The organism is Nonomuraea sp. NPDC049152 (assembly GCF_040648355.1).
Taxonomy (GTDB): domain Bacteria; phylum Actinomycetota; class Actinomycetes; order Streptosporangiales; family Streptosporangiaceae; genus Nonomuraea.
On the sequence record NZ_JBEZDO010000040.1, the window covers coordinates 1 to 26975 of the forward strand.

Here is a 26975-nt window from a genome sequence, read left to right on the forward strand (position 1 = left end):
CGGGACCCGCACGGCGCCAAGCTCACACCGGCGGGAGAGGCGCTGCTCGCCTACGCCGAGCGGATGCTGGCCCTGCACGACGAGGCGCGTACCTCCATCGCCGGCCGTGGCGCCGCCCCGTCGGGGCGGCGGGCGATCGGGCTGGTGGAGGACCTGGGCGGGCGCCCGTCCGCGCGAACCGATTCGGCGACGAATTTCGAAGCCGGCGTCGATCTCCCGGCACACGTCTTAGTCGTTGCGGCAGTGTGGGTAGGGCAGCACCGATTCAGGGACTGGCACGGGGGAAGCGGTCATCCGCCAAGTCCGATTTCTCAACACGTTTCTCGACACGCTGGGAGCGCGAGAGCGGGATCTTCACACCCTGTTGTTGATCACGTTGAGAAACGATCGATTCCCAACGCCTCGCCGGCCAGATGATCAGCAAGTGGCGGCTCGCCGTAGTCATGGGGTGCCGCGTTCCGTGCCATGGTCAGCATCGGGACACCGGCACACAGCGCGGGGTCACTTCGCCAGTACCCGGACCTGATCGGCCGGAGGAGCGGCCACGGTCGGCTGACCCCAATTGGAAAAGGTGATCTCCATCGGCGTCTTCGCGGTCAGCCGTTGCCGCACTGGCCGCCCCTGGCCATCGAGCCAGAGCTCGAACCTGGCCTGCGCGCCGAACTCCTTGAGCAACTTGTCGCGCAGCCGCGCCTGCGCCGCCGTGTCGCCAGCCCGGACCATGACGTACTCGTCCTCGGTGTCCTGCAGGAGCGGCAACGGGTCGTACACCTCCAGGAACGCACCGAGATCCAATCCGTCGAGTGCCGCCTGCACGTCGATGGTGACCGTGTAACGGTCGAGCCCGCCATCGAATGCCGGGCCGCTCACTCGTCCTCGCGCTGCCAGCAGTGCGTGCACCCGGTGGCTGTTCACCAGCGTCATGGCCTGGCTTGTCACCACGCCGATGCCCAACAGATTGTACGGCTCGTGCTCTTCGGTGATCTTGTCCCAGATCTTGCCCGGCGCCACCTCCTCCCCCAGCATCTGCACATACGCGGCACCGCCCGTCCGAATGAGCCGCCCGCGCAAGCCCTCGCCCAGATCGGCGAAAACGTCCTGGTCCTGCCCTTTGATGACCACAGTGGCGCTCTGGGTCCCCTTCTTTGCCACCCGCTTGACGTCCGGGTGCGCCTGCAAATACGTCCCGACATATGCGGCGACCTCGGGAGCGGTCTTCGCTCCCGAGCCGCAACCCGCCACCAGCAGCGCCAACACGGCGATCACCACATATCTGGGCATGCCCGGCATGCTCGCACAGCTGCGTGCAGAACCCGCTGGGCGGGACGTGCAGATCGCGTGCAGAAAGATCTGTCCATAACCCCGAAGCCGCGCGTCGGCTCCGAAGAATTCTTCCCGTCGGCCACGTCCCTTACGGCGGTGTTTCCACGAGTCAGAGCATCAGGAGGGCGGTGTACGGACGCCGCGAGCGAGAGTCGGCATGGGAAGCGTCGGGCCGATTTCGTGTGATCGGACATGAACCGCGTCGTCCCGGCAAGGCCGTGCTTCGTGGTGGTGATCAGCGTGATGCTCGCTCGCGCTGCCGGGCCCGTCGATAGCGACAGGCCGTAGCACGGCGGCGCGCCCGCACCACGCGCGAGAGGTCGGGGCCCGGATACCGCGGGTATCCGGGCCCTGACGCGTCAGCGGCGCGGCGCCTGCCACTGGGTGTCGAGCCGGCCGTGCCGCATTCGGCCTACCAGGCGGACGTGCAGCGTCTTCGGCGTGTTGTCGCCCGCGTCCGTGCTGATCGCCAGCGTGCTGTGCCGCACCGACAGCTCGTTGGCGTCCACCACCATGCCCGGCGCGAGGACCAACTCCACGTTGCCGCCGCGCACCCGCAGCTCGATGACCAGCTCGGGCGCGCTGCGCACCGCGCTGGTCAGGTCCAGCAGCACGTCGCACCACGCGGTGCGCAGCGCGAGCCGGTACGGCAGCGTCCACCGGCCGTCACGGCGCACCGAGCCGTGCCGCTCCTTGATGGTGAGCAGTTCGGCCGCCGGCTCGGCCGGCGTCCCAGCGAGCGGCAGCGTGAGTGCGTCGCCGCCGCCTGGCACCGCGACCAGATCGGTGATGAGCGGGGCCAGCGCGTCGATGGTGCGGGCTGCCAGCGCCGCGTCCAGCCGCTCGTCGAACTCGACCGGGTCGAGCCGGCCGTCGGCGACGGCGACGTGCAGCAGCTCGATGACCCGGTCGCGTTCCGCGTCCGACGCGCGCAGCGCGGGTGAGCTGGGTGGATCTGCCGGCATCCTGCCTCCTGGGCGGTGAGGTGGTGGCGCCGTGCCACCGAAATTGCTGACTGATCGGTCCGAGAAGACAGCTACCTAGGAGATCTTGCGGCGGTAGGTGTTCATGGCGAAGCCGTACGCGATGACGAGGATGCCGACACACCAGGCCAGGGCGATCCAGATGTCGGTGCCGACCGGCTGCTGGGTGAACAGGTCGCGGATGGCGTTGACGATGGAGGTCACCGGCTGGTGCTCGGCGAAGAAACGCACCGGGCCGGGCATGGTGTCGGTGGGCACGAACGCCGAGCTGATGAACGGCAGGAAGATGAGCGGGAAGGAGAACGCGCTCGCGCCGTCGGCGGTCTTGGCGGTCAGCCCGGGGATGACGGCGATCCAGGTCAAGGCCAGGGTGAACAGGATCAGGATGCCGGCGACCGCGAGCCATGCCAGCACTCCGGCCCCCGAGCGGAAGCCCATGAGCAGGGCGACGAGCACGACGACCACGAGCGAGACCGAATTGGCGACCAGCGAGGTCAGCACGTGCGCCCACAGCACGGACGAGCGCGCGGTCGGCATGGACTGGAATCGCTCGAAGATGCCGCTCTTCATATCCGTGAAGAGCCGGAATGCGGTGTAGGCGATGCCTGAGGCGACCGTGATGAGCAGGATGCCGGGCAGCAGGTAGTTCACATACGAATCCGACCCTGTTTTGATCGCGCCGCCGAACACGTAGACGAACAGCAGCATCATGGCGATCGGCATGATCGCGGTCGTGACGATGGTGTCCACGCTGCGCGTGATGTGGCGCAGGGATCGTCCCAGCAGGACGGCGGTGTCGCCGAAGAAATGCTTGCTCATCGGTGTTCCTTACGCGTCCGTGCCGACGTTGCGGTCATTGCCGGCGTCGCCGTCCTTGCCGTCGGTCCCGACGAGGGCGAGGAAGACGTCCTCGAGGGTCGGCTGCTTCTCGACGTATTCGACCTTGGCGGGCGGCAGCAGCTGCTTGAGCTCGGCCAGGGTGCCGTTGACGATGATCCGACCCTCGTGCAGGATCGCGATCCGGTCGGCGAGGTGTTCGGCCTCGTCCAGATACTGCGTCGTGAGCAGCACCGTCGTGCCCTGGCCGGCGAGTTCCTTGACGGCCTGCCACACCTCGATGCGCGCCTGGGGGTCGAGCCCGGTCGTCGGCTCGTCGAGGAAGATGACCGGCGGATTCCCGATGAGGCTCATCGCGATGTCGAGGCGGCGGCGCATGCCACCCGAATACGTCGACACCTTCCGCGCGCCCGCCTCGGTCAGCGAGAAACGCTCGAGCAGGTCATCGGCGATCCTGCCGGGATCCTTGAGGTGCCGCAACCGGGCGACCAGCACGAGGTTCTCCCGCCCGCTGAGGATTTCGTCGACGGCCGCGAACTGCCCCGTCAGGCTGATCGACTCCCGCACGTCCGCCGGTTGGGTGGCGACGTCGAAGCCGTGGACGCGGGCCGTGCCCGCGTCGGCCTTGAGCAGCGTGGACAGGATTTTCACGACCGTGGTCTTGCCCGCCCCGTTGGAGCCGAGCAGGGCGAAGATGCCGCCCCGGGCCACGTCGAAGTCCACGCCGCGCAGCACCTGCAGTTCCTTGTATGACTTCTCCAGGCCCTGCACGTGGATCGCGGGCCCTCGGACCTTATTGGCTGTCATTCAGATATCCGTTCTCTGTTTCGTCACGGCTTGTCGCCCGTGACGCGATCGATGGCGCGATTGATGGCGTTGGTCAGCCGTTTCCGCTCCCGGCTGGATCCACCGACCCTGCGGGTAGTTGCGAAGAAACGCCCCGGCCAACTCCACCGGGTCTTCCCCGACGACTTCGCGGAGCGGGGTTCCGTCCGCCGCGCTCTGCTCGAACAGATCGGCGAGATCCTCCAGCATCGCCGGCAGGCCGTCCGCCTTGTCCGACGGCCCGAAGAACTGCAGGTACCGCTGCAGCGCATCGATCGCCGTGTGAAAGGTGTGGCGGGAAGCCGCCGCGTGCGCGCCTTGCATGGCCGATCGCGCCCCTTGTCCTCGATCGGCCCGGTGACCGTCTCCAGGTACTACCGGTCCATGTCTGCCTACTTCCTTCGCGGAGCTGTTCGAGCCGTTCGGTGAGGAAGCTCCAGGTCCTCCAGAACTCGTCGAGATACTCCCGTCGCGCGCGTGCGTGCAGGGAATACACCTTGCGCGCACGACCTCTCCGGCCCGGATGGAGCTCGAGGCGGTCTTCGCGGTGGTCGCGCCGTGCGTGTGGTCGGCGACGATGTCGTCGGTGGCCGAGTTCACCCGCAGGTCGCCGGTGGCCTCGCCGATTCGGGTATCCGGCGGAGTTCTTGGCTACCCCGCAGGCGCCGATCGCCGGACGTGGACCTCGCCGCTGCCGGTGTGGAGGTCGACCGGGCCGCATCGAATGAGCGGCTAGAGTTCAGATTGGCAGTTCAACCGTGCTCTGCTGTAGCGGGCGCGGCCTCGGGGGGTGTTCCAGCACCCTCTCGGGGACCCGTCCTGGACGGCGCCTACTCGCAGAAGACACGCACTTGGGCATAGGCCTTTCAGCTTGGGGTCTGATCCTGACAACGGGCCGAACCGGCGCCACACTCCAGCGAGTGCGCGGTCAGCAACGAGCGTTCCGGCATCCGCGACTTGATCAGCTGATGTATGCGCTTGGCGTGGGTGCTGTCGTCCTGCGGCCGTACCGCTTGAGATGCGGGATGCCTTCCTCGTCGATGAACAGGCTCTCGTTGGTGGGATATCCGGCGTCGGGCCCGGCAGCGACTGTCCTGAGCCGGTCATGCAGCTGATCGCAGAACGTGGTGGCGTCGGAGGCCGGAGGTCTTCTGCGGGACCGACCTCGGCCAGGTAGGCGGGTCAGTCGTCGATTGCCTGGTAGAGGGTGGTCCAGAAGTCGTGGATGGCCCGCGCCGAATCCGGGGTGGACATTCCGGTCTGGGTGAGCAGGATTCCGACGAGCTGGTTGCTCGGGTCGGCGTATGTAGTGGTGCCGGCTCCGCCGTCCCAGCCGAACTGGCCGATGGGCGCGAAGTCACCACGGTAGGTGCGCACCGCCATTCCGAAGCCCCAGCCGCCGTGCTGCCCCTGGCCGTGTGACAGATGGACGACGTTGCGGGCCCAGGCTTCTCGAGCGGCTAGCTGCTCGGGCGTGAGGCGGTTGGTGGTCATCAGCTCAACGGAGGGCCGGGACAGGATCCGTTGGGTCCCGTGCATCCCGTGGTTCAACAGCATCCGGAAGTAGGCGTGATAGTCGTCGACGGTTGAGTCGAGTCCGCCGCCGCCTGACTGGAACGCCGGAGGCCGGCTGTGGTGTCCCCCTTCGACCTCGTCCGCCACGATGAACTCTCCGGTCTGCGGATCGGGGGCGTACAGGGGCGGCAGCCGGTCGATCTTGTCGGCGGGCACGTGGAAACCGGTGTCCTTCATGCCCAGCGGATCGAAGATGCGTTCGCGCAGGAACGTCTCGAACGACTGGCCGGCGACCCTGGCGACGAGAACGCCGAGCACGTCATCGCCGACGTTGTACAGCCACCGCTCTCCAGGCTGGTACATCAGTGGGAGCGTGCCAAGGCGGCGCATCCACTCATCCGGTTCCGGTGCCGGCAACATCCATTCCGTGCCGTAAACCCCCTGCTCGAAGAACGCGCTCATCATCGGGGAGCCCATCGCGGTCGTATCCAGTCCGAGCCCGAACGTGGAGGTGAGCAGGTCCCGCAAGGTGATCGGACGCCGCGCCGGCACGGTGTCCTCCAGCGGGCCGTCGGCCCGCTTGAGCACCCGCCGGTCGGCGAGCTCGGGCAGCCACCGATCTATCGGGTCGTCCAGCCGCAGCCGGCACTCATCCAGCAGGACCATCGCCGCCGCCACCGCGACCGGCTTGGTCGTCGAGGCCATCCGGAAGATGGTGTCCCGGCGCATCGGCGCGCCACCGTCACGGCGCATCGTCCCGATCGCTTCGACGTGTGTCTCCTCGCCCCGGCTGACCAGGGCGACGAGCCCGGGAATCCTTTTGGACTCCACATGCCGTGCCAGCACCTCGCGCAGTCTGCGCAGCCCTGCTTCGGAGAAGCCGCTATTGCTTTTTTCCATCATGAATCTCCTTGCATACAGTGTTCGATACACACAGATGTTCGATCTTGCGAGACCCGTCCCGGCTGGCGCTCATGGGCTTTGCATGGGCGACGCACGAGGGTCGGGGGTGAGCTCGGCGTGGCCCAGTTCGCAGCCTCGAGGGCGCAATCGCTGAACCGTTCATGGCATCCACCATCGCCAACCGCTCTGATACTGGCTGTCGCCGTGGTGATGCCGCCGCGACATGCGGCGAGAAGTAGCCAGCCGGGCATGACCCCTTGGCCGCGTAGTGCAGACAGTCGATGAGAGTGGTGCTCGGCACCAGGCACGATGTGCTGTGTCGTTATCAGACTGTCGTGACTTCTTTTCCGGTGTCTTCGCCGGCGCGCGTGATGGCGTCGGCCAGCTGCTTCCGCGCACGGGTGGGGACGTAGCCACCCTCCGAGTAGTTCTGGACGAACGCCTCGACGAACTCCACCGGGTTTTCCCCGACGATCTCGCGGATCGGCGTTCCGTCCGCAGCGGCCTGTTCGAACAGGTCGGCGAGGTCTTCGAACATCGACGCATTGCTGTCGCCGTCGGTCGGCACGAAGTGCATCAGGTACCGCTCGATCGCTTCGACCGCCGTGCGGTAGTTCGGCGGAAGTTGTCTCACGCGCGCCTGGTACTGCCGCCACCGCCGCTTGGGGCCGATCACCTTTGTGAGGAAGCCGACTTTTTCAGCGTCGAACATGGTCATCTTCCTCCTTTGCGGAGCTGTTCGAGCCGTTCTGCGAGGAAGCTCCAGGTCCTCCAGAATTCTTCGAGATATTCCTGTCCTTGAGCGTTCAGGGAATACACCTTGCGCGGCGGCCCCTTGTCGGACGGAACCTTCTCCACGTCGACCAGGCCGCGCCGCTCGATCCTGACCAGCAGCGCGTAGACCGTGCCCTCGGCGATGTCGGAGAAGCCCTGATCCCGCAGCCACGCCGTGATCTCGTAGCCGTAGGCGGGCCGGCCGGAGAGGATCGCCAGGACGATGCCCTCCAACGTTCCCTTGAACATCTCCGTCAACTGCTTGCCCATGGATCACCCCCCCTTCAGCTACCTAGTGATGCGTACTACTGGTACAAAGTAACACTGACTACCGGTACATAGCAACACCGAATAGCTGAAGTGCAAGCCGGGACCGCAAGCGTGTGGACGCAAGCGATCTGACCACTGCTTGCCAACGAGTCCGCCGCCCACCTCCTATGAGTCTTCCGAGGCGCCGCCCAGCCCAGGCTCGTCGAGATCGGTGAACTCTGCGGTCTGACCTGCGGGTGGCGCCTTGATCGAGACCTTGCCGCCCCAGCCGTCGAAGCTCGTCTCGACGCTGACCCGCCTGCCTTGGAGGATGTCCGTGTCGAGCAGGCCGGCGGCCGTGTAGGAAATGGCCAGCCGCTTGGGCAGGGAGCGGGCGTCGAGGACCAAGGAGTAGGAGACGACGGTCTTGTCGTCGTTGCGGTAGGTCAAGGTGTTGCGGAACCAGGGCGAGATCTCAGCGAGTCGCCCGAAGGTGATGGTGCCGGAGTAGCCGTCTCGCGTGCGCTTCCCATCTGCGACCAGAGTTTTGAGCGTGGCGGGCTCGGCGGGGTTCACGAGCATGCCGAACCAGCCGACCGTGCCGCTGCCGCCGTCGAGCTTGCCCTTGACCGGCACCTTGTACCAGGGTTTGCCCTTGGGCAGGTCGTCGGCCCACATGCCGCCGGACAGGTACGCCTGCCCACCAATGTTGATCATGCGCTCGTACGGCACCCGGAGCACACCCTTGCCCAGACCGCCGTAGGAGGGGTGGAACGTGGCGGTGATGCTCGCAGCGAAGATGGCCTTGCTGTCGAACTGAAGCGTGCCCTTACGCCGCAGAAGCGGCTTCGCCTTGCCCTTGTGGACGAACGACGACATATCGATGAACCGCACCCCTTTGCCCGCGCCGATCTGGCTCTTCAGCGCACGGACCGGATCCTTGGGAGCGGCGGCCTGCGCTGGCGCGGCACAGGCCAACAGGGCGGCAGTAGCCGATAGGGCCGCGGCGAGCGTTCGCATAGTGCCTGATTCCTTTCCGGCATCACTACGACGGCGGGCCCGGAACCCGCGGCGTACACCGTCTTCACCACCCCCTCCACGTCCACGAGTCGGCGGGGGAAGTCTGTGATCGCGTCGTCAAGTCGTCCGCTGGCAGCGCTCATGGTGACAGCGTGGACTGATGCCCCCGCACAAGGTGAGAGGCCAGGTCGCCATGTATGCGGGTAATCTCGCCATGGTTGGTGATGAGGAGGCGAGCGTGAGCGCGCTGCGGGTCGGTGTCCTGGCCTATCCAGGCTGCTTCGCGTCCGAGGTGTTCGGCGTACCCGATCTCTTGACGATGGCCACGCATGTTGCCGGACCGGACGGCTCCGGATACGAGGTGTCGATCGTTTCGCCTCGTCGTCGTGTCACCGCATCGGGTGGTGCGGCGCTGGACGTCTCTCCGCTGCGCGAGGTGGATGTCCTTGTCGTGCCAGGGTTCGAGCTCCTGCCGGGCCTGGACGTGGACGCGAAGCTCGCACCCCTCGCCCCTGAGATTGCGGCGATCCGCTCACACGCTGCAGCGGGCACTGCCGTCGTCTCGATCTGTGTCGGTGCGTTCCTGCTCGCCGAGGCTGGATTCCTCAACCGACGCCGGGCTACGACGGCCTGGCTCCTCGCGGACGAACTGGCTCGACGCTGTCCGGACGCTGACGTCCGACCCGAGCGTCTGGTCGTCACCGACACGGGGGTGACGACGACGGCGGCCTTCAGTGCCATGTACGACTTCGCGCTGGATCTGATCCGCCAGCACAGCGGTGCCGGCGTGGCACGGACAACCGCGCGGGTGGCGCTCGTCGACGATGCGCGATCGTCCCAGACCCCATACGTTGACGCGCGATTTCTTCCGCAGCCCGGAAACGAGTTCTCCCACAAGGTCATGCGACGGCTCGACCAGAACCTGGCCGCCCGATACGAGCTCGCCGCGTTGTCGGACACGTTCAAGGTCAGCACTCGGACGCTGCTGCGGCGCTTCGCGGACGAGACCGGCCAGAGCCCGCTGGAGTACCTGCAGACGAACTCCACCACCTCGACCGGCAACTTCCCGCGGTGTCGGGGAAACCGACCGGCGCGGGTGCAGAACTTCAGCAACAAGGCGAACCCGAGGCGCGTCGCACCCTGCTTGCCAGCGACCAGGTCCTGCTCGTCCCTCGGCACATTGGGCTGGCGGGTTGCATCCGGTACCTGGGTACAGGTTCACCGTCGGGGTATGAGTGAATCGTTGCCCCTGGCAGAGGAGTCGTGGGTACCGGCAGCGTGCACACTGCCGTACTGGCCACACCCCGACCCCACACCGACAGCCTCAGGAAGCGTTGCGGTACAGGTCCCGTCTCTCGGGCAACTGCTCGAGGCCGGCCGACCGGTAGGTGGCGACGGCGCCGACGTTGGAGCTCGGCGTGCACACGACCACACTGGACGAACCCAACTCCTGGAGTGTGCGCGCCGCGGCGACCGTGATCGCTCGGCCGTAACCGTGACCGCGGTGTGCCCGGTGCACCCCCATCGGCTCGATCAGGCCTAGCTTGCCCTCACCCGCCGACCACACCGTCACGGCCGCCACCGCCTCGCCCGGCTCATTGCGAACGACCAGGCACCGCGCGTCGACATACGGCGCACCTGCCGCCATCGCGTGCCAGCGCTCGTCGGTGAACGTCGACCCGTCGAACGACGCCCGCAGGACCGCGGCCCACTCGTGCGCCTGTTCCGGCCCGATCACCTCGACGCGAACGCCGGGATCCGGCACAGGCGCGCCGAGGTCACGCCGAAGTAGTGTCCACGGCTCGCCACTCTCCCAGCCGTCCTTGAACAACAGGTCCTGGACCAGCGCACTTATCGGCGCCTCGACGTACACCTTGCCCTCGAGCAGCACACCACGCTCAGGCGCCGACACGTCCTCGACCACCTGCTGCGCCAACTCCTCGTCCCGCAACGCCTCCGGCGCGAACGCCAACCGCAGCAACTCCGCACCATCCAGCAGCCCGACCGCCAGAACCGCCCCAGCCCGACTCCAGGTCCGCGTAGCCTCCGCCGTCCGCTCCGCACCGAACCGCCAGAACCACCCCACATCCCCCGGATGCAACTGCACAGGCCCGCCGTCGTACTGCCACTCCCCCAGCACCCGCACCACGTCGCCGAGCCCGTCGACTCCCGGCCTGCCCATCTCGATCGCCATCCCCCGATCACACACCACCCCACTGACCCTCCGCACCCGAATTTCTGACCACCCGGTCGGCGACCGCGGGAATCCCGGGCTTGCGGAGCTTCCCGCTCGCCTTGGGGATCATCACCTGCAGCACTTCGACCGGTTCGAACTCGCCCGACTTCAGCTCGTCTCGAATCCGGCCCAGGAACACCAGGCCCGTCCCATCCGGTCGTACTGGGCCGACCCGACTTCGTCGAGGCTGCTCCCACCCTCCCCGGCGACCCCCGGGTCAGGCAGCCTCCTACTTCCGCCCCACCGCTACGACGGTGAAGCGACGGCGGTCTCTCACCTCCGATCCGGACAGACAGCGCCTCGTGGCGCACTGACACGTTTCTTAACGGCACCCCAGCTCGGACCAGCGGTTCCCTGAGCGCGGGATGGTGTTCGGTAGGCGATCCGCCTGCGGAACACGTGTATGGTGGCGGGCCGGCTACGGGAGTGCTCGACTCACCCTGCACCAACGGGTCTCCGGGGAACAGCCGCAATGTCACAGACTCAGCGATGACGTGAGTGCCCGTGCTGCGGATCAGGACAGGGACGCGGTGCGCTTCGCGATATCGGGTGCGTAGACGGTCATCCAGTGCGGGTGGAGCCGGTAGTAGACCACGTCGTTGTCCCAGTCGAAGAAGTCGTCGCCGTAGAAGCCCTTGAAGTACGCGAGCAGATCTGGCCAGTCTGGGGCCGGCTTGCCGTCCTGGGGGTTGAGGGTCTCTACCGTGCCGTGCGTGAACACGCCCAGATCCTCCCCGCGCATGTGCGCGACACTGGCGGCAGGGCGGGCGGCGAGGTGGCGGGCCTTGGCGGCGCTGCGCGCCGTGCCGAAATACCACTTGCCGTGCAGGAAATGCCCGTCCACGCCGCTGATCCTCGGCTCGCCCTTCGCCGTTACGGTGGACAGGGCGAGCGTGCACATGCCGGTCAGGATCTGGGTGAGTTGCTCCGCGGTCACGGTGCTCTCGGTGACGATCGAGCGGAGGTGCGAGGTGGAGCGGGACAGGGAGGTTTCGAGGAGAGCCTGAAGCTCTTTGAGCTCTTCTGGCGTTTCGCGCATTGAGGTCCTTATCTATCCGTAGGCCCGGCCCACGTCCATTGAGGCCGACCGGTGAATCATCCTCGGCCCAGAACTCGACACCTTGTGTCCTATTTTCTGGACCCGTCTTGCGGACCACGCGGGCTCCTCACAGGCCGGGGACGCGCGCCAGCCGGAGACGACCAGCACAGCCGAGGGTCAGTTACTGATGACGGGCATGGCCCGCAGATAGCGGGTGTCGGTCAGCCGAGCAGAGCGCGAGTGCCGTCGTCGATGACCGTGGTCAGCCACGGCTTGACCGCGGGGCAACGGGGCGGAAGCACCACGAGAGTAGGAGGCGTAGGACAGGCCGCGGTCGATGGATCGCGGGCGCGCCAGATACACCGACGACTGCCGCCGCCCTTCTTCCCCGCGCGTCCAGGCAGGCGCGTTCAGCCGGGGCAACGGCTGGGCGAAAGCCTCTTGCAACGTACGCAACGCCACCGGAAGTGCGCAGCCGGCAGAAGTTCCAGCATTGATCCCGGCCAAGCTGTTCAGCGACGCCGAAAAGACGGGCCGGGGATACGGCTGCAGGGCTCAGTCAGTTGGAGTCTGCTACGCGAGGTCGATGCCGGCCGAGCGCATTCTTGCCTCGAACAACTCGGCCAGCCGTGCCCAGGCCGGCTTCTGCTCGTGTCCGTGGTGGTTGAGCAGCCTGTACCGGAGCGCGGTGCCTGCGTCCGGGTGGTGACGCGGCGGCGCTTCGAGCGACCCGGTGCATGTGCGGGCTGAGGCGCTTGGACGGCGAGCAGCCGGTGCCCGGTTCTTGGTCAGGACGTCTTCCGTGCCGCCTTGGCCTTCGTGCCGACGCCGCCGAACAGGGCAAGGCCGCTGACGACGATCCGCGGCGCCCCCCGCTTCCTGCGGACGGCGCTTCTGTCGAACCCGCCGAACAGGCCGAAGCCCTTGACCTCGACGTCGACGTCGTCGGGAACGGTGACCTCCGTGTAGCCCCAGAGGGCGAAGACACGGACCCTGATCTCGTGGTCGGTGAAGCGGGCGTCGCGCAGGTCGATCTCGCCGCCGCCGAACATCGAAAACGACGTGAACTCGCGCGGAGCGACCCACTGGCCCTTGCGGGTGAACCACCCGAACACGCTCATCGCGAAGCGGGAGCTGGGCGCGTCATTCACCACCAGCGTGTCCGTGCGGCCGGGCTCGGGAAGATCGCGGCCCGCGCGCTCCAGCTCGGCCTGGGTCTTCGCCCCGTAGACCTCGGTGAGCCGCTGGTCCAACTCGGCCAGCTCGATCCGCCCCACAGCGGCGGCCGCCTGCAGCCGTTCGGCCGCACGCTCACGGTCCTCGTCGGAGGCGCGCACCTGGTGGTCTGCGCTGGGATGCTCGACCATGCTCAGTCCTGTTCTGTTCGATCAGCGTGGCTGACGGCATCCTATTCTCCAAGTGGCCAATAAGTCATCCGGGCGGCTCCAGCCCGGACTCCTCCACCATGTGAGCCCCCAACATGGTGGCCAGCTGGACCCGGAACTCCGCCTCGTGCGCCGGATTGTCGGGATCATGTCCCATGCCTGCCAGCCACGACCGCCCGCCGATGGCGAACCCGTACGCCGCCGACAGCCCGATCAGCGCCACCGCCTCGATGCGAGACCGGCCCGGAACGGGCCGCCCCACCAGCGCGCCGCGGATCCCAGCCTCGATCGCGTCCATCAGCTCCACCAGCTCCGGCCGCGCCGCCCCCCGATAGTCGGAATGCATCTCGGCCCAGACGAACAGGCGCAGGTAGCGCTCGTCGGCCAGGGTGTCGAACAGCACTCCCATGATCCCCGCCGCGGTCGGCACACCCCGCTCGGCCCTGATCCGCTCGCGTACCCGCTCCTCGACGCGATCGTTCTCGGCCGTCAATACCTCGCGGACCAGGGCGGCATAGGTGCCGAAGTAGTGGGTCACGAGCCCATGGGCGACACCCGCCGCCTCGGCGATCTGTCTCAAGCTGACATTGTCCGGACCTCGTTCCCTGATCAGCCGGGCCGCCGCCGCCAGCAGCTCCCCCCGCGATTCCTCGGGACTGCGCCTGCGTCGTCTGGGTGTCATGAACGGCAGCCTATTGTCCACTGGACAACCGGCTGCCGCCTGTACGCCATCGTCACCGTGCCGTCGTGGGCGCTGCAGCCACAGGAGCGATCACTTGGCGTGCTCGCCACGCCCGACGAGGGCGCACAGCCCAGCCGACCTCGTAGCGCAACTCCAGGAACCGGAAGTAAACCGTCCGCGCGGCCGCCCGGCCGGTGCGAGTGGATGGCTTGATGTCGCGCAACGCCTTCCCGAAGTAGGTGTCGTCGTCGGTGGGCTCCATCTCCCACAACGGCCGACCAAACCAGGCCCGCCCCTGCTCCACGTGCACCACATCCGAAGAGATCGTCCCGTCCGTCAGCCTCGCCGCCGCCCTGGCCAGCACGAACCCGGCCGGCATGTCGGTCTCCAGCGCCTCCAGGTCCTCGGCGGTGGCCGGAGTACGCACCCCCGAAGATCCTTCACCACAGCGGGCCCGCGACCTTGCCGAACACCTCGTCCAGATCGTCGACGTGGTGCAGCGAGGTCGGGTAGGTACGTGGCTTGAGGACACCAGGAAGTTTTTGCCCAATTCCCATCGTGTCAGTGGCTGCCCACGTCATCGCCCTCATAAGCGGGTTGGTTATCGGCCCCAGAATGGGGGGTCGCCCCAGTCACGGAGCGGCTGCCTCCTCGGTCGTAGTCCGGCTCCTGTACCAGCCCCGTGGGCTTTCCGACAGGACGCAAGGCGATCACCAGCACAGCTGCTCCGAAGAGTGCGATGAGCATGATCCAGACAGCGCCGACGTGCATGGCCTGAATAAACGCATCATCGGCAGCGTGGGCAAGAGTGGGCCGGTGGATCGCGGTGGCGACATGCCGGGCCTGTTCGGCGGAAACCCGCGCCCGGTCCTGCACCGGCCCGGGTACATCGCTCAGCGCGGGTTCGATCGCGCGCCGATACACGATCGACATGATCATGCCGCCTACTGCGATCCCGATCACGCTGCCGGTCTGTCGCACGGTGTTGGTGACGGCCGACCCGGCACCCGCCCGTTCCAACGGCAGGGAGCTGATCAATGCTGCCGTCACTGGGCCGATCACCATGCCGATTGAGAGGCCCTGGACCAACAACAGGATCTCGATCCAGATGAGTGGGGTTTGCAGTCCGAGGAACCCGTACGCGCCCATGGTCAGCGCCGCCACTGTGAGCGCTGGTGCGGTGACAGGACGTAGCGACCAGCGGTGAACCAGACGCGCGCCAAGGGGCGCCCCCAGGATCGCACCGAGCGCGGTCGGCAGACTGGCCAAGCCCGCCTCCATCGGCGAAAAGCCGCGTGCGCCCTGCAGATAGAACGCGTTATAAAAGGTGACGGCGGCCACAGCAAAGAGGAGCAATCCGAGCGCCGCGTTGCCGCCACCGAATGTACGTTGCGCGAGCAGTCGGGGGTCGAAGCTGGGCACCTTGATTCGCAGTTCGACGAGTACGAAAGCGGCCAGCAGGACCAGTCCGACGGCGATCGGCGCCCAGACATCTGCACGACTCCAGGCGGCCACCTGCCCCGCACGGATCAGCCCGTAGGCCAACGCCGCGAGCCCGCTGATCGACAGCAACATCCCAGCCGGGTCCAGCGGCCGCAGGATGGGGCTGCGGAAATTCGGGACCAGCATGGCGATCCCGACCAACGCCAGCGCCACGACCGGGACATTGACCAGAAAGACCGAGCCCCACCAGAAATGGTCGAGAAGCAACCCTGCCAGCACCGGGCCGACAGCCATTCCGATACCGGCAGATGTCGAGGAAATGGCGATCGCGGTTGCCCTCGCGGGGCCGGTGAAGGTCCACATAAGGATGGCCAGGTTGGCGGGCATAATCAGCGCGCTGCCTACTCCCATCGCGGCTCGAGCGGCAATCAGTTGGCCTGCGTCGCTTGCGTACGCCGCCCACACCGAGGACCCGGCGAAGATCACCAATCCAGTTGCGAGCACAGTCCGGTGACCGAAGCGATCACCCAGTGCGCCTGCGGTGAACATCAAGGTGGCGAAGGCCAGGGTGTACGAGCCTGTGGCCCATTGAAGCTCGGCCGGGCTGGCATCCAGTCCACGGACCGGGTCTACGAGGGTCTCCAAGGTGGTACTCAGGACGGTGTTGTCCAGCCAGATCAGCAGCGAGCACAACATGAGAACGGTAAGGATCAACCGCTGCCTGAACTTCGGCAACGTTGGGGACGTTGTCATGAATACCTTCGGGTGCTATCGGTAAAAACCTGAAGATTGGACCGTAGGCAATCGTCACACCTATGTCAATTTCTGAGTTAGCGAGTCGCCGGGGGCATATCATCAGGCCGCTGTCAATTTCCGAGTTAGCGAGTCGCCGGGGGCATATCATCACGCCGCTGTCAATTTCCGAGTTAGCGAGTCACCGAGGGCATATCATCACGCCGCTGTCAATTTCTGAACTTGTTGTTTAACCGCTGCTGTTTCAGGCGGATGTGTTCGGTGAGGGTTTCGGCTCGTTTCACGGTTTTCCCGGGTTCGTGGCGCGGGGTTGGCATGCGGTTTTTCGAGCCGGGTGGGCGTCCGGGGCCGGGCCGGCGACCGCGACCCGAAGCCGGTGCACGACCGAACCGCAGCCGTGGAATCGGCCGTCACTTACTGAGGGTTTCAAAATGAGGTGCGGAGTCTGCGGAGGCAGATGATGCCGCAGGCCAGGTCGAGCAGGGCTTGGTGCGGCGCAGGCCTGCCGCCCGTAGGTCGGCCGGCAGGAGTTCGTGCAGGCGTGGCCAGACGCCGGCGGCGGTCCAGTCTCGCAGTCGTCGCCAGCAGGTCACTCCGGAACAGCCCACGATCGAAGCGGGCACATCACGCCAGGCAACGCCTTTGTGGAGAACGTAGATGACACCGGCCAAGGCCAGGGCTGTGCCTGTACTGCCCTGCTGGTGTCCGGTAACCTCACCGCGCTCAGGTCAGCGCGGTAAGAGCGGCGTCCACGTCGGCCTCGGTGGTGTAGAGGTGAAAGGCGACTCGTGATCCGCCGTTGCGTACCGACGCCCGGATGCCGGCCGCTGCGAGGCGCTCGGCAGAGCCCGGTTTGGAGACGGTGACGATCGCGCTATTGCTGGGCGCCATGCCGAGCCCGGTACGAAACCGGTTGGCCAGCCGCACATCATGCTCGTGGATCGGGTCGATGCCGATGTCCAGCAGCAACTCCAGCGTCGGCGCAGCCGCAACGTAGGAGAACCACGGGGGAGCGATGTCGAAGCGCCGGGCGTCCTTGGCCAGCCGGAGCGGCGGGCCGTAGGACGCATTGCCCTCGCCCGCGTACCAGTTGGCCGCGGTTGGGCGGATGCGGTCGCGGACGGCCGGGCTCAGGTAGCCGAATGCGGTGCCGCGCGGGCACGTCAGCCACTTGTAGGCCGACACCGCGAGAACATCGAAGCGGGTCGCATCCACCGGGAGCCAGCCCGCCGCCTGGGTCGCGTCGGCGACGAGCAGCGCACCGTGCGCGCGGGCGGCGGCCACGATGTCGTCGATCGGGGCGACCTCACCGGTGGCCGACTGGACGAGGCTGAAGGCGACGGCGGCCGTTCGCTGGGTGATGGCGGCGGGCAGATCGGCGGGCGGCACCGTGTGGACGTCGAGGTCATGCACCAGCCAGGGGAACAGGTTCGAGGTGTGCTCGATGTCGGGGACGACGACGCGGGATCCGGGCGGCAGCGAGGCCGCCACCGGAGCCAGTACCTGCGAGGCGGATGCGCCCAAGGCGATGTCTCCGGGCATGGCACCGACCAGGAGAGCGAACGCGGTACGCGCACGGCCCGTCGACTCGTCCCACTTCTCCCAGCCATTGGCCCCGCGACGCCACTCGTCGAGGGGGGCCTGCAACGCCTCGAAAGCCGGACGTGGCGGTACCCCATAGCTCGCCGTGTTCAGCCATCCCGGCTCTGGTTCCCAAAGCTTCACTGCATCGACAAATTGCATTTCGTCACACTAGCCGGTGGGCCCTGCGTCCCAGATCTCCGTCAAGCGGCGCGGTGGACCCTTCGAGCCCGCCGAGGTGATCCTGACGTCCGGTGCGTACCGCTTTACGGCTTCAGGTGTGTTCGCCGCCGATATTACGGAGATCTCCCAGTACAAATGGGCGACGGGCCGGTACCGAGTGATCAGCATCGGCCGGGACTGCTACACGCAGGACGTCGTGCGTTCCAAAGACGGCAAGTACATCTCGAAGACACCGTCGGCGGTGGGGAAATGGATCGCCGCGCGGAACCTGAGCGGAGTCATATGGGGAGAGGACCTGGTCAACGGGAGGCCGGGATGTTCTTCGGGACCGAGGAGGGCCGTGGGGTGTGGGGCGGGCGGATCGCCTGGGAACTCTGGGTGGGTCCGGACAACCTTTCCACGCCATCATGAGGTGCACCCGGCCGGAGGGCGGTGACGCCAAGACCAAGACGATGAACATCATCTATCTCGAGGATGGGGAACCCCCGTCAGGATCACGGTCCCGCCCAAGCACCTCGATCACCGACGAATGGTGATCGACGATCCCTTGCGAAGAGCCTCGCCCCCACATGTCTGCCGCGAGCGACACCGGGAGTCAGCCGGCCCGGCGCAGGACATCAGCGAGGCTCACCAGGCCGACCGGGTCGAGGTTCAGGGCGGAGGCGATCGGACGGGATCTCGTCACTGCCTGCAGGCGGGCCGGGGAAACCCACTGGGAGCAACGGCAGAGCGCCCCGGTCCGACCCAACCCGGCCCCCACAAGATCCCGCCCGCCGACACCGTGACCAGCACAGTCTCGACGGTGCCGCTGGTCAGGCATATGCGTTGAGCACTCGACCTCTTGGCCGCTGGGGACACGTTCGGGAGAAGAGGTTCCGGTCAGCGGAGGTCGCGGATGAGATTGCCGATGACGGAGTTGACCTCGTCCGAGTTGAACGTATCCGTGCCGATCAGCAGGGTCACGGCCCGTTGGCCGTCATCGGTGACGGCGTTCCTGAACTTGTGGCCGCTGGCCATACTGCCGCTGTGTCCCCAGGTGACGAGACCTGGGGCGAGCCGATAGCCCTCGACTCCCAGGCCGTAGTCGTCGCCGAAGTCGTCCAGAATGGTCTGTTTCATTTCGGCGAGCTGGGCTGTGGCCAGCAGTTGCCCGGTCAACAGCGCGGTCCAGAAGGCGATCGCGTCGGCACCGGTGGAGATCAGCTCACCTGACGCGTCGGCCTCTGAGGTGTTCCATTCCGTCCTGTCCACCAGAGTCCCACCCTGCTTCACGTAGCCCCGCAGGTCCGGCTTGGGGATCGTGGTCCGGTCGCCAGGCCAGGAGGTCTCACGCAGTCCGAGGCGCTTGATGATCCGCTGGTCGATCTCGGTGGCCATGCTGCGACCGGTGACCTTCGTGACGATCAGCCCGGCCAGGTTGTAGTTGGTGTTGGCGTAGGCGAAGCCCGACGGAGCCCTGTCGGGCGGGGGCAGAGTCAGCGCCTGCTCCACCGTCTGCAAGGGCTCGATGTGATCCCAGCGGTGCGCCTCCTCGTTGTCCCAGAACGGCGCGTCCAGATAGTCGGGCAGGCCACTGGTGTGCTGCAGAAGCTGCCGGATCGTGATCTTGCGCCCGTCGTAGAACTTGGTGCGGATGAGATCGGGCAGGTAGTGGTCGACGGTGTCATCGAGCTTGATCTTGCCTTCGCCGACGAGCTGAAGCACGATCGTGGCTGTCCAGGTCTTGGTATCGCTGCCGATTCGGCTGTGCTCATTGCCGACGACCCTACGGCCCGTCCTGCGGTCGGCGAGGCCGACGCCGCCGTTCCAGACGCCGCAGCGCGGACTCTTCACCGTCACGGCGATCCCTGCGCCGACACTCGCCAGCGCCTTCAGCGCTGTCTGGATGGGCTTGATGTCACACCGTGGTGTCGCGGCCGACGCGGCAGGCGCCACCACCAAAGAGGCCGTGACCGCTAAGGCCGCGACAGCACTCGTCCTACCTCGCATGATGTCTCCTTTCACCGGGCGGCGTAACTGGTTTCGTTTTCGTGCTGGGAGTGCGGCCGCTACCGCGCCGAGCCTCGCTCGTACAGCTTCCGCGTCGAGACCGCGTATCGGCCGAGCGCTGCGGGGAGCACGGTCACGCCGCTGCCCGGTTGGTCTGGCACAGGCAGGCAACCGTTGTCGAGTTGGAACGCGTCGGTGAGGTCCTCGGTGTAGTAGCGGCTGGAGGCCGAGATGTCGCTCGGTAGCACGAAGCCGGGAAGTGCGGCGAGTGCGAGGTTCTGCGCGCGACCGATACCGGTCTCGAGCATCCCACCGCACCAGACGGGTATCCCGTGTGCGGCGCAGACGTCATGGATCCGCCGGGCCTCGAGGTAGCCCCCGACCCGGCTGGGCTTGATATTGATGATGCGGCAGGCGCCCAGTCCGATCGCGGCGGCGGCCTCGCGCGCGGAGCGGATCGATTCGTCGAGGCAGATCGGCGTGCGCAGCAACTTCGAGAGCTCGATGTGGCCGCGCAGATCGTCCTCGTCGAGCGGTTGCTCGATCTGGACGAGTCCGAACTCGTCGAGCCTGCGCAGGTGTTCGGCATCAGCGAGCGAGTAGGCGGCGTTCGCGTCGACCTGCAGCGCCAGCTCGTCACCGAACTCGCGGCGGACCGCGCGAACGGGCTCGATGTCCCAGCCCGGTTCGATCTTGAGTTTGATCCGAACATATCCCTGCTCCAGGTAGGCGGAGACCGATTCCAGCAGTTCCGCGATCGTGTCCATGATCCCTACGGACACCCCAGCTGGAACGCGGTCGCGCACCGCGCCGAGGTAGGTCGCCAGCGGCATCGCGTGCGCGCGGCACTCGGCGTCGAGGACCGCCGTTTCGAGCAGTGCCTTGGCCATGCGGTGGCCCTTGATCGGGGACATCGCGGCGGCGATCCGGGCGGCGCTCGGCCGGTGCAGCGCGGTGACCCTCGGCACGAGGTGATCGCGCAGGACGCGTTCGGCGTTGGCAGCGAACTCCGAGCTGTACACCGGTCCTGGGTCGCCGCCGAATTCGGCCCAGCCTTCGGCGGCATCCGTCACTACGTGCAGCAGGAAGGTGTGCCGTTCGGTGTCGGTTCCGCACGAGGTCCGGAACGGGCGGACGAGGGGAAGGCGGATCTCGATGAGGTCGATGAGTTCGATCTTCACGACTGTTCCTTCCTTGTCAGGTAGTACCAGCCGGACCTGCTGAACCCGGTCGCGGTGAAGCCCGCGTCGAAGACCGGGAGCAGGGCATCGCGTACGGCTGCCCGCCACTTGGCGGCGAGCGGCTGATCCTGGCGGCGCATTGTGACGACGTCCACTGGGACTCGGCACCAGTGCCCGTTTTCGTCACGTGCGCTGAACGGCTCGCCGTCCGGCGCGGGCCGTGGGTCGAGTTCCGCGCTCTCGAGGTCGGGTCCTGCGAGGTGGACGGGATGTGGATCGGAAAGCGGCCAGACGGCGGTGAGCCGGTCGGTCTCGTCGTGCCCGTTGATGCCGTCGTCGATCTGGCCGTAGAAGTCCACCGTGTACTCTGTGGCGCTCGCGCCGAGCTTGGCGAGGTTGAAGTGAGCGTTGCGGCTCACCAGCGGGTCGAAGGTCCAGACCATGGAGGTCGCGCCGCGTTCGAGCGCCCAGGCCCGCTGCGCCTGCTTGAGAGCGAAACCGACTCCGCGATCGCTGGTGCGGGCGGCTGCGATCATCGAGTAGACGGCAAGGGAAGTCGGCGAGCAGAAAAGCAGTACGGATGCGGCTGCGACGCCGTCCCCGTCGCTTGCATAGTGCACGGCGCCTCCAGCGTGCGCGAAGGCCCGCAGCACTTCGGACGCGGTCGGCGGTTGGGATTCGGGGGTCTGCCATACACCGGCGAGGAATCGCGATACCGGCTCGAGCGTGGGGAGGTCCTCGGCCAGCCGGATCCGGACACCCGCACGGGTCGCGGCGCGCATGGCGGTTTCGGTTGCGCTCGCCTGGGCCGAGGCGGGTACGGTCGCAGGGGCTGCCCGCGGCACCCTTGCTGGAACGTGCATGCTGACAGCGTCGCGTCTGTACTGACCATGTGCATTCGGCACCCGTCCAGAGATTCCGCGAATGTCTTGTACGTCTAGCCAAAGAGGTGAGGATGCTCGATACCGGAGTACCCGAGCTCGGACAAGTCCTCGATGCGTTGGGTTCTTCGCTGCTGCGGCCGTTGACCGTACTGCCGGAAAGGCCGGTACCGGTCTCGGGCGTGCTCATCTTCGAGCGGCGAGCCCCGCTTCCACCCGGCAGGGACGCGATCCTGCTCGCCGTCGGCGTAGGGACAGCCGAAGCGCAAGCGAAGGAGCTCGCTGCTTCGGCGGCCGCGGTCGGGTACGCCTGCCTGGTGGTGAAGAGTTTCGGCGAGCCGGTCACCGAGCTGGTGGAAGCCGCGCAGCGGTCCGGAATCGTGCTGCTTGCCGCCGACGAGGCCGTGGCCTGGCACCACCTGGACGCCATGATCACCTCAGCCCTTGCCTCCACGGTGCGTCTCGCGCAGGCCGCGGCCGCCCCGGCCATCGGCGATCTTTTCGCCTTGGCCAACGCGATCGCGGGGATGGTAGGAGGTGCCACGGTGATCGAGGATCCGCACCGGCGCATCCTCGCGTACTCGACTTTGCCCAGCCAGGCCATCGATGAGGGCCGCCGCCAGGGCATCCTCGGCCTCCAGGTGCCGGACGGCCCGGACTACGACGAGCAGTACCGCGCGCTCGTCCAGGTGGGGCGCACCTGCCGGTTCCCAGCCGTTCCCGGCGGTCTTCCTCGTCTCGGTGTCGCGGTCCGCGCGGGAAGAGAGGAACTGGGTTCGATCTGGGTCGTCGATGCCGAGGACGGCCTGGACTCTGCTGCCGAACAGACCCTTTCCAACGTGGCGGACATCGTATCGCTGCACCTGCTCGCGGCCCGTACCGCGGTCGATGCCGTCCGGCGCAGGCGCGCCGACCTGTTGCGGCGGCTGCTCGCCGACCCGAGCAGCGTCACCGCGGTGGCCCCACAGCTCGGTCTGGACCCGAACCTGCCCGTCGCGGTGGCCGCGTTCGCCGTCGCCTCGAGCAGTCCCGACGATGTTCTGGCGGCACACGCGGCCACCCGGCTCGCCGACTTGGTGAGCCTGCACTGCGAGGCCCACTACGGCAGGCACGGCTGCGCCTTGATCGACGGAACGGTCTATGCGCTGCTGCCGAGCAGATACTGGCCGCGCACGAGGCGCTGCCCCGCAGGCTCGGGCCGGCGGTCCGCGCCCACGATCTCGAGCACGGCACCACCTATGCGTCCACCATCCTCGCCTACCTGGACGCCAACAGGGATATCGCGGCCGCCTCCAATCGGCTGTCCGTGCACCCGAACACGATCCGGTACCGGCTTTCCCGCGCCGAGGAGATCTTCGGGTTCGATCTCGCCAACCCGGACGAGCGCCTGGTGCTGTGGCTGCGGTTGCGGCTCGGCGACCAGCTCGGCTGGTGAGCCTCATCGGCGACGGCGAAGGTCTCCGTTGGTATGCGTGGAGGACTCCGCCGAGCCGGTCTCGTCTGCGTACGTTGAGGTCCACAATTCTGGCTGGATCGGTGATCGGATCCGGGACGGCGCGTGGTAGGGCCGCCTGTTCCAGGGCTTGATGGGTTCGGTGCTCGTGCAGAAGTGTTCGTACTCGCCTGTGCAGCAATCGGGCCAAGCCGCCAGAACGGCCCGATTGGCCCAGTCCGGCTTGGGCCGCCCGGCCTGACGCCGCAACACCAAGATCTCCACGTCTTTAGACGCTTGGCCACGGCCTGGCAACATCAGCCAGCCGAACACCCGGACCGTGAGCAGATAGAGCAGGCGAACAGGCACAAGACGTGATCTTGTCGGCGTGGAAGGGCTCGGGTCAAACCGCAGCTCAAGGCGGCAGCTACGGCGTTTGGACGCGGTACAGGCGGGCGGAAGACCACCACCTGCGGGACTCGCGGGTTCGGCCCATCGAGCCGAGCGTATAGGCCATCAGGACCACCGTGCGGGCGTTGACGCGCTGCCACGGCGCGGCTTCCGCCGTCGGCACCTTCTGCATCCGCCGCTGAAGATCTCGCTGAGGTGAGCTGGCTGCTGATCGGGCGGGCGCCCGCACCCGTGTCGGCGATCAGGCGGATCTTCGCCGACATCACCACAAGCCCTGCCTTGAGGCTCGAGACAGGGCGCCTGCTGATCGAGCTGGTGAACAGCTGAGCGGACACTCAATTTGGGCGGGGCCTGAGCAGGTCCTCGACAAGGGTGTCCACCAGACCGCGGGGAATGCTCGACCCCGTCAGGGCGCAATAGACGATCGGGCCGACAAGAGCGTCAATCGTGGCGTCGGGGCCGAGTCTGGGCGAGACCTCGCCGGCGTCGATTCCGCGCGCGAGCATGTCGCGTTCTTGGCCACGGCGTGGACCGAGATAGCGCTCGTGAAAGCTCTTGGCTGTGTCGGGATCGTGCTGCGCCTCGGCGATGAGCGCGAGCAGGACCTTGCCGGCAGGGTCGCGGGTGAGGAATCGCGCGAAGCCGCGTAGGTAGCCACGGATGCTCTCTGCCGTGGGCTTCTCCGTCGGGACGGGAAGGCGTTTGTTGCTGTCTTCGATGAGCGTGTCGAGGAGGATCTCGACCTTCGAGGGCCACCAGCGGTAGATCGTCTGCTTGGCGACGCCGGCACGACGCGCGATCGCCTCGATGGTCAGAGCGCCGAAGCCGTGCTCGACGAGCAGATCGTCTGCGGCATGAAGCACAGCAGGCCCGCAAAACCTGTCGGCGAACAAGCCCCCCGCCATCCGGGCCTGGGCCGCGGCCAACAAGGTCGAGCTGTGCCTCACCCCGACCAGCGCCTCGTGGGCCAATCCGATCGAGGCGCAATTCGGGCCGCTGCGCACTTTTGTGATGAGCAACTCCAACCATCCCAACCACACCGTGCAGACCCGCAAGCTTCAGGCCTACCTGCGCTGGCGCAACGCCAACGCCCGCCACCCGGACGTCCTCGCCGCACAACGGCGCGAACGCGCGCGGGTCAGAAGCGAAAACCAACGCCGTTGGGGACGTCCAGCCGCCCAAGCAGCATGATCACCCAACCCGGCCAACGTTCATGGTCACCGCACTAGGGCCTGTTGCGAAAGTGCTGGTCACAGTCGCTGGTGCGTCTGACCCCGTTGCGGCGTGTGTCGGTGCGACCTCGTAGGCTCTCGGCCACGTAGTCGAAGGGATTGCCATGGAAGACCCGACGGGTATCGCAGCGCTGGCCAAGATCCTGCCTCCAGATCTCGGCGCGGACGAGGAAATCGACTGGTCGGCAGCAGAGGCGCGGTGGGGCACGCGGTTCCCGCGCGACTACATGGCCTTCATGTCCATCTACGGCGCCGGCTCGGTCGCCGAGGTCGGCATCCTCATGCCGTTGCCCAAGGAGTACATCCAATGGGACCCCGGGACCTTCGAGGAGGAGACGGAGAACGCCCGAGACACCTGGGAGATGCTGGGCGGTCAAGAAGGCCTCGACATCGACCCGAACCACATCCTCGCCTGGGGCATCACCTCGGGCCCTGACATCCTGTGCTGGCTAACCACCGACCCCGACCCCGACCAGTGGCCCGTTCTGGTCTGCGGCCGACATACCCGCGAGGATTTCACACTCTTCCCCTGTGGCATGGTCGAATTCCTCCGCAGGCTGCTTCTGAACGAGTACGACCCCTATCCCCTCAGCATCGACCTGCGCGACGCCTCGCCGCGCTACGTGCACTGGCTCGAAGAACAAAGGCGCTGGAAAGCAGGCTTGGACCCCGACTCCGGTGTTCTACGATCAGCCGACCACTAGGGTCTGTCGCGAGAGTGCTGGTCACAGCCACTCGTTGATGGCAGCGACCAGCACGGTCGCCCCATAGCGGACGGCCAACTTGTCGTATCTCGTGGCCACGGCCCGGTGCCTCTTCAGCCGGTTGATCCCGCACTCCACCGCATGGCGCTCGCGGTAGTCGATCTTGTCGAACTTCGGCGGCCTGCCACCTCGCGAACCGCGCTTCTTGCGGTTGCGGACCTGGTCGGCCTTCTCCGGGATCGTGCAGCCGATACCGCGTCGGCGCAGGTAGGCGCGGTTCTCGCGGGAGCCGTAGGCCTTATCCGCCCGGACCTTGTCCGGCCGGGACCGCGGCCGGCCGGGACCGATCCGAGGCACCCGGATGGCCTCCAGGACCGGCTGGAACTGCGGGCTGTCGTGCCGGTGGCCGGCGGTGACGAGCAGTGACAGCGGCTTCTGTCCCTGCTCGACCGCCAGATGCAGCTTGGTGGTCAGCCCGCCGCGCGAACGCCCGAGGCCGTGGTCGTCTGGCTCGGTGTCGACGACGCCACCGGGAGGTTCCTTCTGCAGTGCCCCTTTTTCCGTGCCCCGGCAGCGTGTTGGTGCGCCCTGGCGATGGTGGAGTCCACACTGACGTCCCACGTGACGAGGCCCTGCGCGTCGGCTTCGGCCTGCAACTGCTCGAACATCCGCTTCCAGGTGCCGTCGCGCTGCCAGCGCCGGAACAGGTCGTAGGCCCGGTCCCATGGCCCGTACCGCTCCGGAACGTCCCGCCACGGTGCACCGGTCCTGGTCCGCCACCGTATGCCATCGATCAGCTGCCGACGCGTCCACGTCGGCGGCCGGCCCGGTTCTTGCCCGAAGGCAGCAACGGCTCAAGCCGAGCCCACTGGCTGTTTGTCAGATCTCCGCGCCCCACGGCGCTTGATCATCTACGTCTTTGATCGACTTTCGCAACAGGCCCTAGTAACCCTGGCGGGCCGAGGGAGCGTCCAGGCCGGCGGCGTGTTCCGCAAGTCCGGTCGCCATGGCCTGCATGAAGCGGCGGAGATACCACTGGAAGACCCAGCGCATCCCTCGGCGAGCCAAGTACGTGCCGTGCCAGCGAATTCGTGTTCCGCCGCCGGGCAGTTCGTATAGTTCCACAGCGGCGTGGTAGTCGGCCATTTGCCGGTTTTCCACACCCTCGTACGCGAACCGACGTCCGGGGTCCAGAGCGGTGATCCGCTCCTTGGTGACGACCTTCCCGGTACGGAAGGCGCGGATCGCGCCGACGCCGTCTCGTCCATCGGGTGAGAGGCCACGCGACTGACCGGTTTCCAGCGCGTCGATACGCGACCATGCGGGCCAACTCTGCGGGTTGAGCAGTAATGTCCACACTGTCGCTGGCAGCGCCATGGATTCGGCTGAAACGTCGTACGACTGCATTCCGGGA

The 26975-nt window shown here is 67.0% G+C and carries 25 protein-coding genes and 4 pseudogenes; 5 read left to right on the forward strand and 24 right to left on the reverse strand.

All coding sequences use genetic code 11. The features are described 5' to 3' along the window. Positions 1 to 501: 501 nt before the first annotated feature. The 9 genes from AB0B45_RS44600 to AB0B45_RS44640 all read right to left on the reverse strand — a co-directional run bounded on the left by AB0B45_RS44600 (position 502) and on the right by AB0B45_RS44640 (position 8429). A complete protein-coding gene (locus AB0B45_RS44600; RefSeq protein ID WP_358143932.1) occupies positions 502 to 1281 on the reverse strand; it encodes a hypothetical protein in 780 nt (259 codons plus the stop codon). A 401-nt stretch (positions 1282 to 1682) separates the two neighbouring features. Further along, on the reverse strand, positions 1683 to 2288 hold the full coding sequence (locus AB0B45_RS44605) for a DUF1707 domain-containing protein (protein ID WP_358143933.1): 606 nt from the start codon (positions 2286 to 2288) through the stop codon (positions 1683 to 1685). Between the two features lie 75 nt (positions 2289 to 2363). Then, positions 2364 to 3125 (reverse strand): ABC transporter permease, encoded by a 762-nt coding sequence (locus tag AB0B45_RS44610; RefSeq protein ID WP_358143935.1) that lies wholly within the window; start codon positions 3123 to 3125, stop codon positions 2364 to 2366. Positions 3126 to 3134: 9 nt separating this feature from the next. Beyond that, entirely contained in the window at positions 3135 to 3950 is an 816-nt protein-coding gene (locus tag AB0B45_RS44615) for an ATP-binding cassette domain-containing protein (protein WP_358143936.1), read from the reverse strand. Continuing rightward, complete coding sequence (locus tag AB0B45_RS44620; protein WP_358143937.1) at positions 3951 to 4292, reverse strand: DUF1048 domain-containing protein; 342 nt, start codon at positions 4290 to 4292, stop codon at positions 3951 to 3953. Positions 4293 to 5150: 858 nt separating this feature from the next. Continuing rightward, positions 5151 to 6383, reverse strand: coding sequence for a serine hydrolase domain-containing protein (locus AB0B45_RS44625; protein WP_358143939.1), 1233 nt, complete (start codon positions 6381 to 6383; stop codon positions 5151 to 5153). Positions 6384 to 6711: 328 nt separating this feature from the next. Continuing rightward, a complete protein-coding gene (locus AB0B45_RS44630) occupies positions 6712 to 7104 on the reverse strand; it encodes a DUF1048 domain-containing protein (protein ID WP_358143940.1) in 393 nt (130 codons plus the stop codon). Continuing rightward, complete coding sequence (locus AB0B45_RS44635; protein WP_358143941.1) at positions 7101 to 7430, reverse strand: PadR family transcriptional regulator; 330 nt, start codon at positions 7428 to 7430, stop codon at positions 7101 to 7103. The genes AB0B45_RS44630 and AB0B45_RS44635 overlap by 4 nt, the downstream gene beginning before the upstream one ends. A gap of 165 nt (positions 7431 to 7595) precedes the next feature. After that, positions 7596 to 8429, reverse strand: a complete 834-nt coding sequence (locus tag AB0B45_RS44640; RefSeq protein ID WP_358143943.1) for a hypothetical protein — start codon at positions 8427 to 8429, stop codon at positions 7596 to 7598. 319 nt (positions 8430 to 8748) lie between these two features. Between AB0B45_RS44640 and AB0B45_RS44645 the strand changes: the two are divergent. Next, positions 8749 to 9138, forward strand: a pseudogene (locus AB0B45_RS44645) (DJ-1/PfpI family protein); the annotation flags it as partial. A gap of 615 nt (positions 9139 to 9753) precedes the next feature. Here AB0B45_RS44645 and AB0B45_RS44650 read toward each other — a convergent pair. The 12 genes and pseudogenes from AB0B45_RS44650 to AB0B45_RS44705 all read right to left on the reverse strand — a co-directional run bounded on the left by AB0B45_RS44650 (position 9754) and on the right by AB0B45_RS44705 (position 21683). Continuing rightward, entirely contained in the window at positions 9754 to 10623 is an 870-nt protein-coding gene (locus AB0B45_RS44650) for a GNAT family N-acetyltransferase (protein WP_358143944.1), read from the reverse strand. Positions 10624 to 10630: 7 nt separating this feature from the next. After that, on the reverse strand, positions 10631 to 10804 hold the full coding sequence (locus AB0B45_RS44655; protein WP_358143945.1) for a hypothetical protein: 174 nt from the start codon (positions 10802 to 10804) through the stop codon (positions 10631 to 10633). 375 nt (positions 10805 to 11179) lie between these two features. After that, a complete protein-coding gene (locus tag AB0B45_RS44660) occupies positions 11180 to 11704 on the reverse strand; it encodes a pyridoxamine 5'-phosphate oxidase family protein (protein ID WP_358143947.1) in 525 nt (174 codons plus the stop codon). 788 nt (positions 11705 to 12492) lie between these two features. Next, on the reverse strand, positions 12493 to 13071 hold the full coding sequence (locus AB0B45_RS44665; protein WP_358143948.1) for a DUF1707 domain-containing protein: 579 nt from the start codon (positions 13069 to 13071) through the stop codon (positions 12493 to 12495). A gap of 64 nt (positions 13072 to 13135) precedes the next feature. Beyond that, the gene (locus AB0B45_RS44670; RefSeq protein WP_358143950.1) at positions 13136 to 13771 is read right to left on the reverse strand and encodes a helix-turn-helix domain-containing protein; all 636 of its coding nucleotides are present in this window, start codon (positions 13769 to 13771) and stop codon (positions 13136 to 13138) included. Positions 13772 to 13823: 52 nt separating this feature from the next. Continuing rightward, on the reverse strand, positions 13824 to 14198 hold the full coding sequence (locus tag AB0B45_RS44675) for a hypothetical protein (protein WP_358143951.1): 375 nt from the start codon (positions 14196 to 14198) through the stop codon (positions 13824 to 13826). 134 nt (positions 14199 to 14332) lie between these two features. Continuing rightward, on the reverse strand, positions 14333 to 15949 hold the full coding sequence (locus AB0B45_RS44680; RefSeq protein ID WP_358143953.1) for an MFS transporter: 1617 nt from the start codon (positions 15947 to 15949) through the stop codon (positions 14333 to 14335). 521 nt (positions 15950 to 16470) lie between these two features. Further along, positions 16471 to 16647 (reverse strand): annotated as a pseudogene (locus AB0B45_RS44685) (transposase); the annotation flags it as partial. 43 nt (positions 16648 to 16690) lie between these two features. Then, complete coding sequence (locus AB0B45_RS44690) at positions 16691 to 17710, reverse strand: aminotransferase class V-fold PLP-dependent enzyme (RefSeq protein WP_358143954.1); 1020 nt, start codon at positions 17708 to 17710, stop codon at positions 16691 to 16693. Positions 17711 to 18610: 900 nt separating this feature from the next. Then, the gene (locus tag AB0B45_RS44695) at positions 18611 to 19570 is read right to left on the reverse strand and encodes a serine hydrolase domain-containing protein (RefSeq protein WP_358143955.1); all 960 of its coding nucleotides are present in this window, start codon (positions 19568 to 19570) and stop codon (positions 18611 to 18613) included. Positions 19571 to 19779: 209 nt separating this feature from the next. Further along, positions 19780 to 20901 (reverse strand): o-succinylbenzoate synthase, encoded by a 1122-nt coding sequence (gene menC / locus AB0B45_RS44700; RefSeq protein WP_358143958.1) that lies wholly within the window; start codon positions 20899 to 20901, stop codon positions 19780 to 19782. Further along, complete coding sequence (locus AB0B45_RS44705; RefSeq protein WP_358143959.1) at positions 20898 to 21683, reverse strand: hypothetical protein; 786 nt, start codon at positions 21681 to 21683, stop codon at positions 20898 to 20900. Before AB0B45_RS44705 ends, menC begins: the two co-directional genes overlap by 4 nt. A 1399-nt stretch (positions 21684 to 23082) precedes the next feature. Here AB0B45_RS44705 and AB0B45_RS44710 point away from each other — a divergent pair. Further along, positions 23083 to 23217: a helix-turn-helix domain-containing protein gene (locus AB0B45_RS44710; protein ID WP_358144077.1), complete on the forward strand. Its 135-nt coding sequence runs from the start codon at positions 23083 to 23085 to the stop codon at positions 23215 to 23217. 603 nt (positions 23218 to 23820) lie between these two features. After that, on the forward strand, positions 23821 to 23952 hold the full coding sequence (locus AB0B45_RS44715) for a hypothetical protein (protein WP_358143962.1): 132 nt from the start codon (positions 23821 to 23823) through the stop codon (positions 23950 to 23952). A gap of 8 nt (positions 23953 to 23960) precedes the next feature. Here AB0B45_RS44715 and AB0B45_RS44720 read toward each other — a convergent pair whose 3' ends face one another. Further along, the gene (locus tag AB0B45_RS44720) at positions 23961 to 24530 is read right to left on the reverse strand and encodes a TetR/AcrR family transcriptional regulator (protein ID WP_358144080.1); all 570 of its coding nucleotides are present in this window, start codon (positions 24528 to 24530) and stop codon (positions 23961 to 23963) included. Here AB0B45_RS44720 and AB0B45_RS44725 point away from each other — a divergent pair. Beyond that, positions 24502 to 24816 (forward strand): annotated as a pseudogene (locus AB0B45_RS44725) (IS630 family transposase); the annotation flags it as partial. The gene AB0B45_RS44720 and the pseudogene AB0B45_RS44725 overlap by 29 nt on opposite strands. A 145-nt stretch (positions 24817 to 24961) precedes the next feature. Next, the gene (locus tag AB0B45_RS44730; protein WP_358143964.1) at positions 24962 to 25561 is read left to right on the forward strand and encodes an SMI1/KNR4 family protein; all 600 of its coding nucleotides are present in this window, start codon (positions 24962 to 24964) and stop codon (positions 25559 to 25561) included. Between the two features lie 21 nt (positions 25562 to 25582). Here the strand turns inward: AB0B45_RS44730 and AB0B45_RS44735 are convergent. Continuing rightward, positions 25583 to 26459: pseudogene (locus AB0B45_RS44735) on the reverse strand (IS5 family transposase). A 44-nt stretch (positions 26460 to 26503) separates the two neighbouring features. Continuing rightward, positions 26504 to 26968, reverse strand: coding sequence for an SRPBCC family protein (locus tag AB0B45_RS44740; protein WP_358143966.1), 465 nt, complete (start codon positions 26966 to 26968; stop codon positions 26504 to 26506). Positions 26969 to 26975: the final 7 nt, after the last annotated feature.

What these genes read in the sequence shown, in the direction of transcription:
- AB0B45_RS44630 (WP_358143940.1), bottom strand. Translation starts at nt 7,104, where the DNA reads ATGACCATGTTCGACGCTGAAAAAGTCGGCTTCCTCACAAAGGTGATC.
- AB0B45_RS44720 (WP_358144080.1), bottom strand. Translation starts at nt 24,530, where the DNA reads ATGGCGGGGGGCTTGTTCGCCGACAGGTTTTGCGGGCCTGCTGTGCTT.
- AB0B45_RS44600 (WP_358143932.1), bottom strand. Translation starts at nt 1,281, where the DNA reads ATGCCCAGATATGTGGTGATCGCCGTGTTGGCGCTGCTGGTGGCGGGT.
- AB0B45_RS44660 (WP_358143947.1), bottom strand. Translation starts at nt 11,704, where the DNA reads ATGCGCGAAACGCCAGAAGAGCTCAAAGAGCTTCAGGCTCTCCTCGAA.
- AB0B45_RS44665 (WP_358143948.1), bottom strand. Translation starts at nt 13,071, where the DNA reads ATGGTCGAGCATCCCAGCGCAGACCACCAGGTGCGCGCCTCCGACGAG.
- AB0B45_RS44640 (WP_358143943.1), bottom strand. Translation starts at nt 8,429, where the DNA reads ATGCGAACGCTCGCCGCGGCCCTATCGGCTACTGCCGCCCTGTTGGCC.
- AB0B45_RS44730 (WP_358143964.1), top strand. Translation starts at nt 24,962, where the DNA reads ATGGAAGACCCGACGGGTATCGCAGCGCTGGCCAAGATCCTGCCTCCA.
- AB0B45_RS44625 (WP_358143939.1), bottom strand. Translation starts at nt 6,383, where the DNA reads ATGGAAAAAAGCAATAGCGGCTTCTCCGAAGCAGGGCTGCGCAGACTG.
- AB0B45_RS44740 (WP_358143966.1), bottom strand. Translation starts at nt 26,968, where the DNA reads ATGCAGTCGTACGACGTTTCAGCCGAATCCATGGCGCTGCCAGCGACA.
- AB0B45_RS44650 (WP_358143944.1), bottom strand. Translation starts at nt 10,623, where the DNA reads ATGGCGATCGAGATGGGCAGGCCGGGAGTCGACGGGCTCGGCGACGTG.
- AB0B45_RS44605 (WP_358143933.1), bottom strand. Translation starts at nt 2,288, where the DNA reads ATGCCGGCAGATCCACCCAGCTCACCCGCGCTGCGCGCGTCGGACGCG.
- AB0B45_RS44670 (WP_358143950.1), bottom strand. Translation starts at nt 13,771, where the DNA reads ATGACACCCAGACGACGCAGGCGCAGTCCCGAGGAATCGCGGGGGGAG.
- AB0B45_RS44635 (WP_358143941.1), bottom strand. Translation starts at nt 7,430, where the DNA reads ATGGGCAAGCAGTTGACGGAGATGTTCAAGGGAACGTTGGAGGGCATC.
- AB0B45_RS44705 (WP_358143959.1), bottom strand. Translation starts at nt 21,683, where the DNA reads ATGCGCGCCGCGACCCGTGCGGGTGTCCGGATCCGGCTGGCCGAGGAC.
- AB0B45_RS44620 (WP_358143937.1), bottom strand. Translation starts at nt 4,292, where the DNA reads ATGCAAGGCGCGCACGCGGCGGCTTCCCGCCACACCTTTCACACGGCG.
- AB0B45_RS44690 (WP_358143954.1), bottom strand. Translation starts at nt 17,710, where the DNA reads ATGCAATTTGTCGATGCAGTGAAGCTTTGGGAACCAGAGCCGGGATGG.
- AB0B45_RS44615 (WP_358143936.1), bottom strand. Translation starts at nt 3,950, where the DNA reads ATGACAGCCAATAAGGTCCGAGGGCCCGCGATCCACGTGCAGGGCCTG.
- AB0B45_RS44610 (WP_358143935.1), bottom strand. Translation starts at nt 3,125, where the DNA reads ATGAGCAAGCATTTCTTCGGCGACACCGCCGTCCTGCTGGGACGATCC.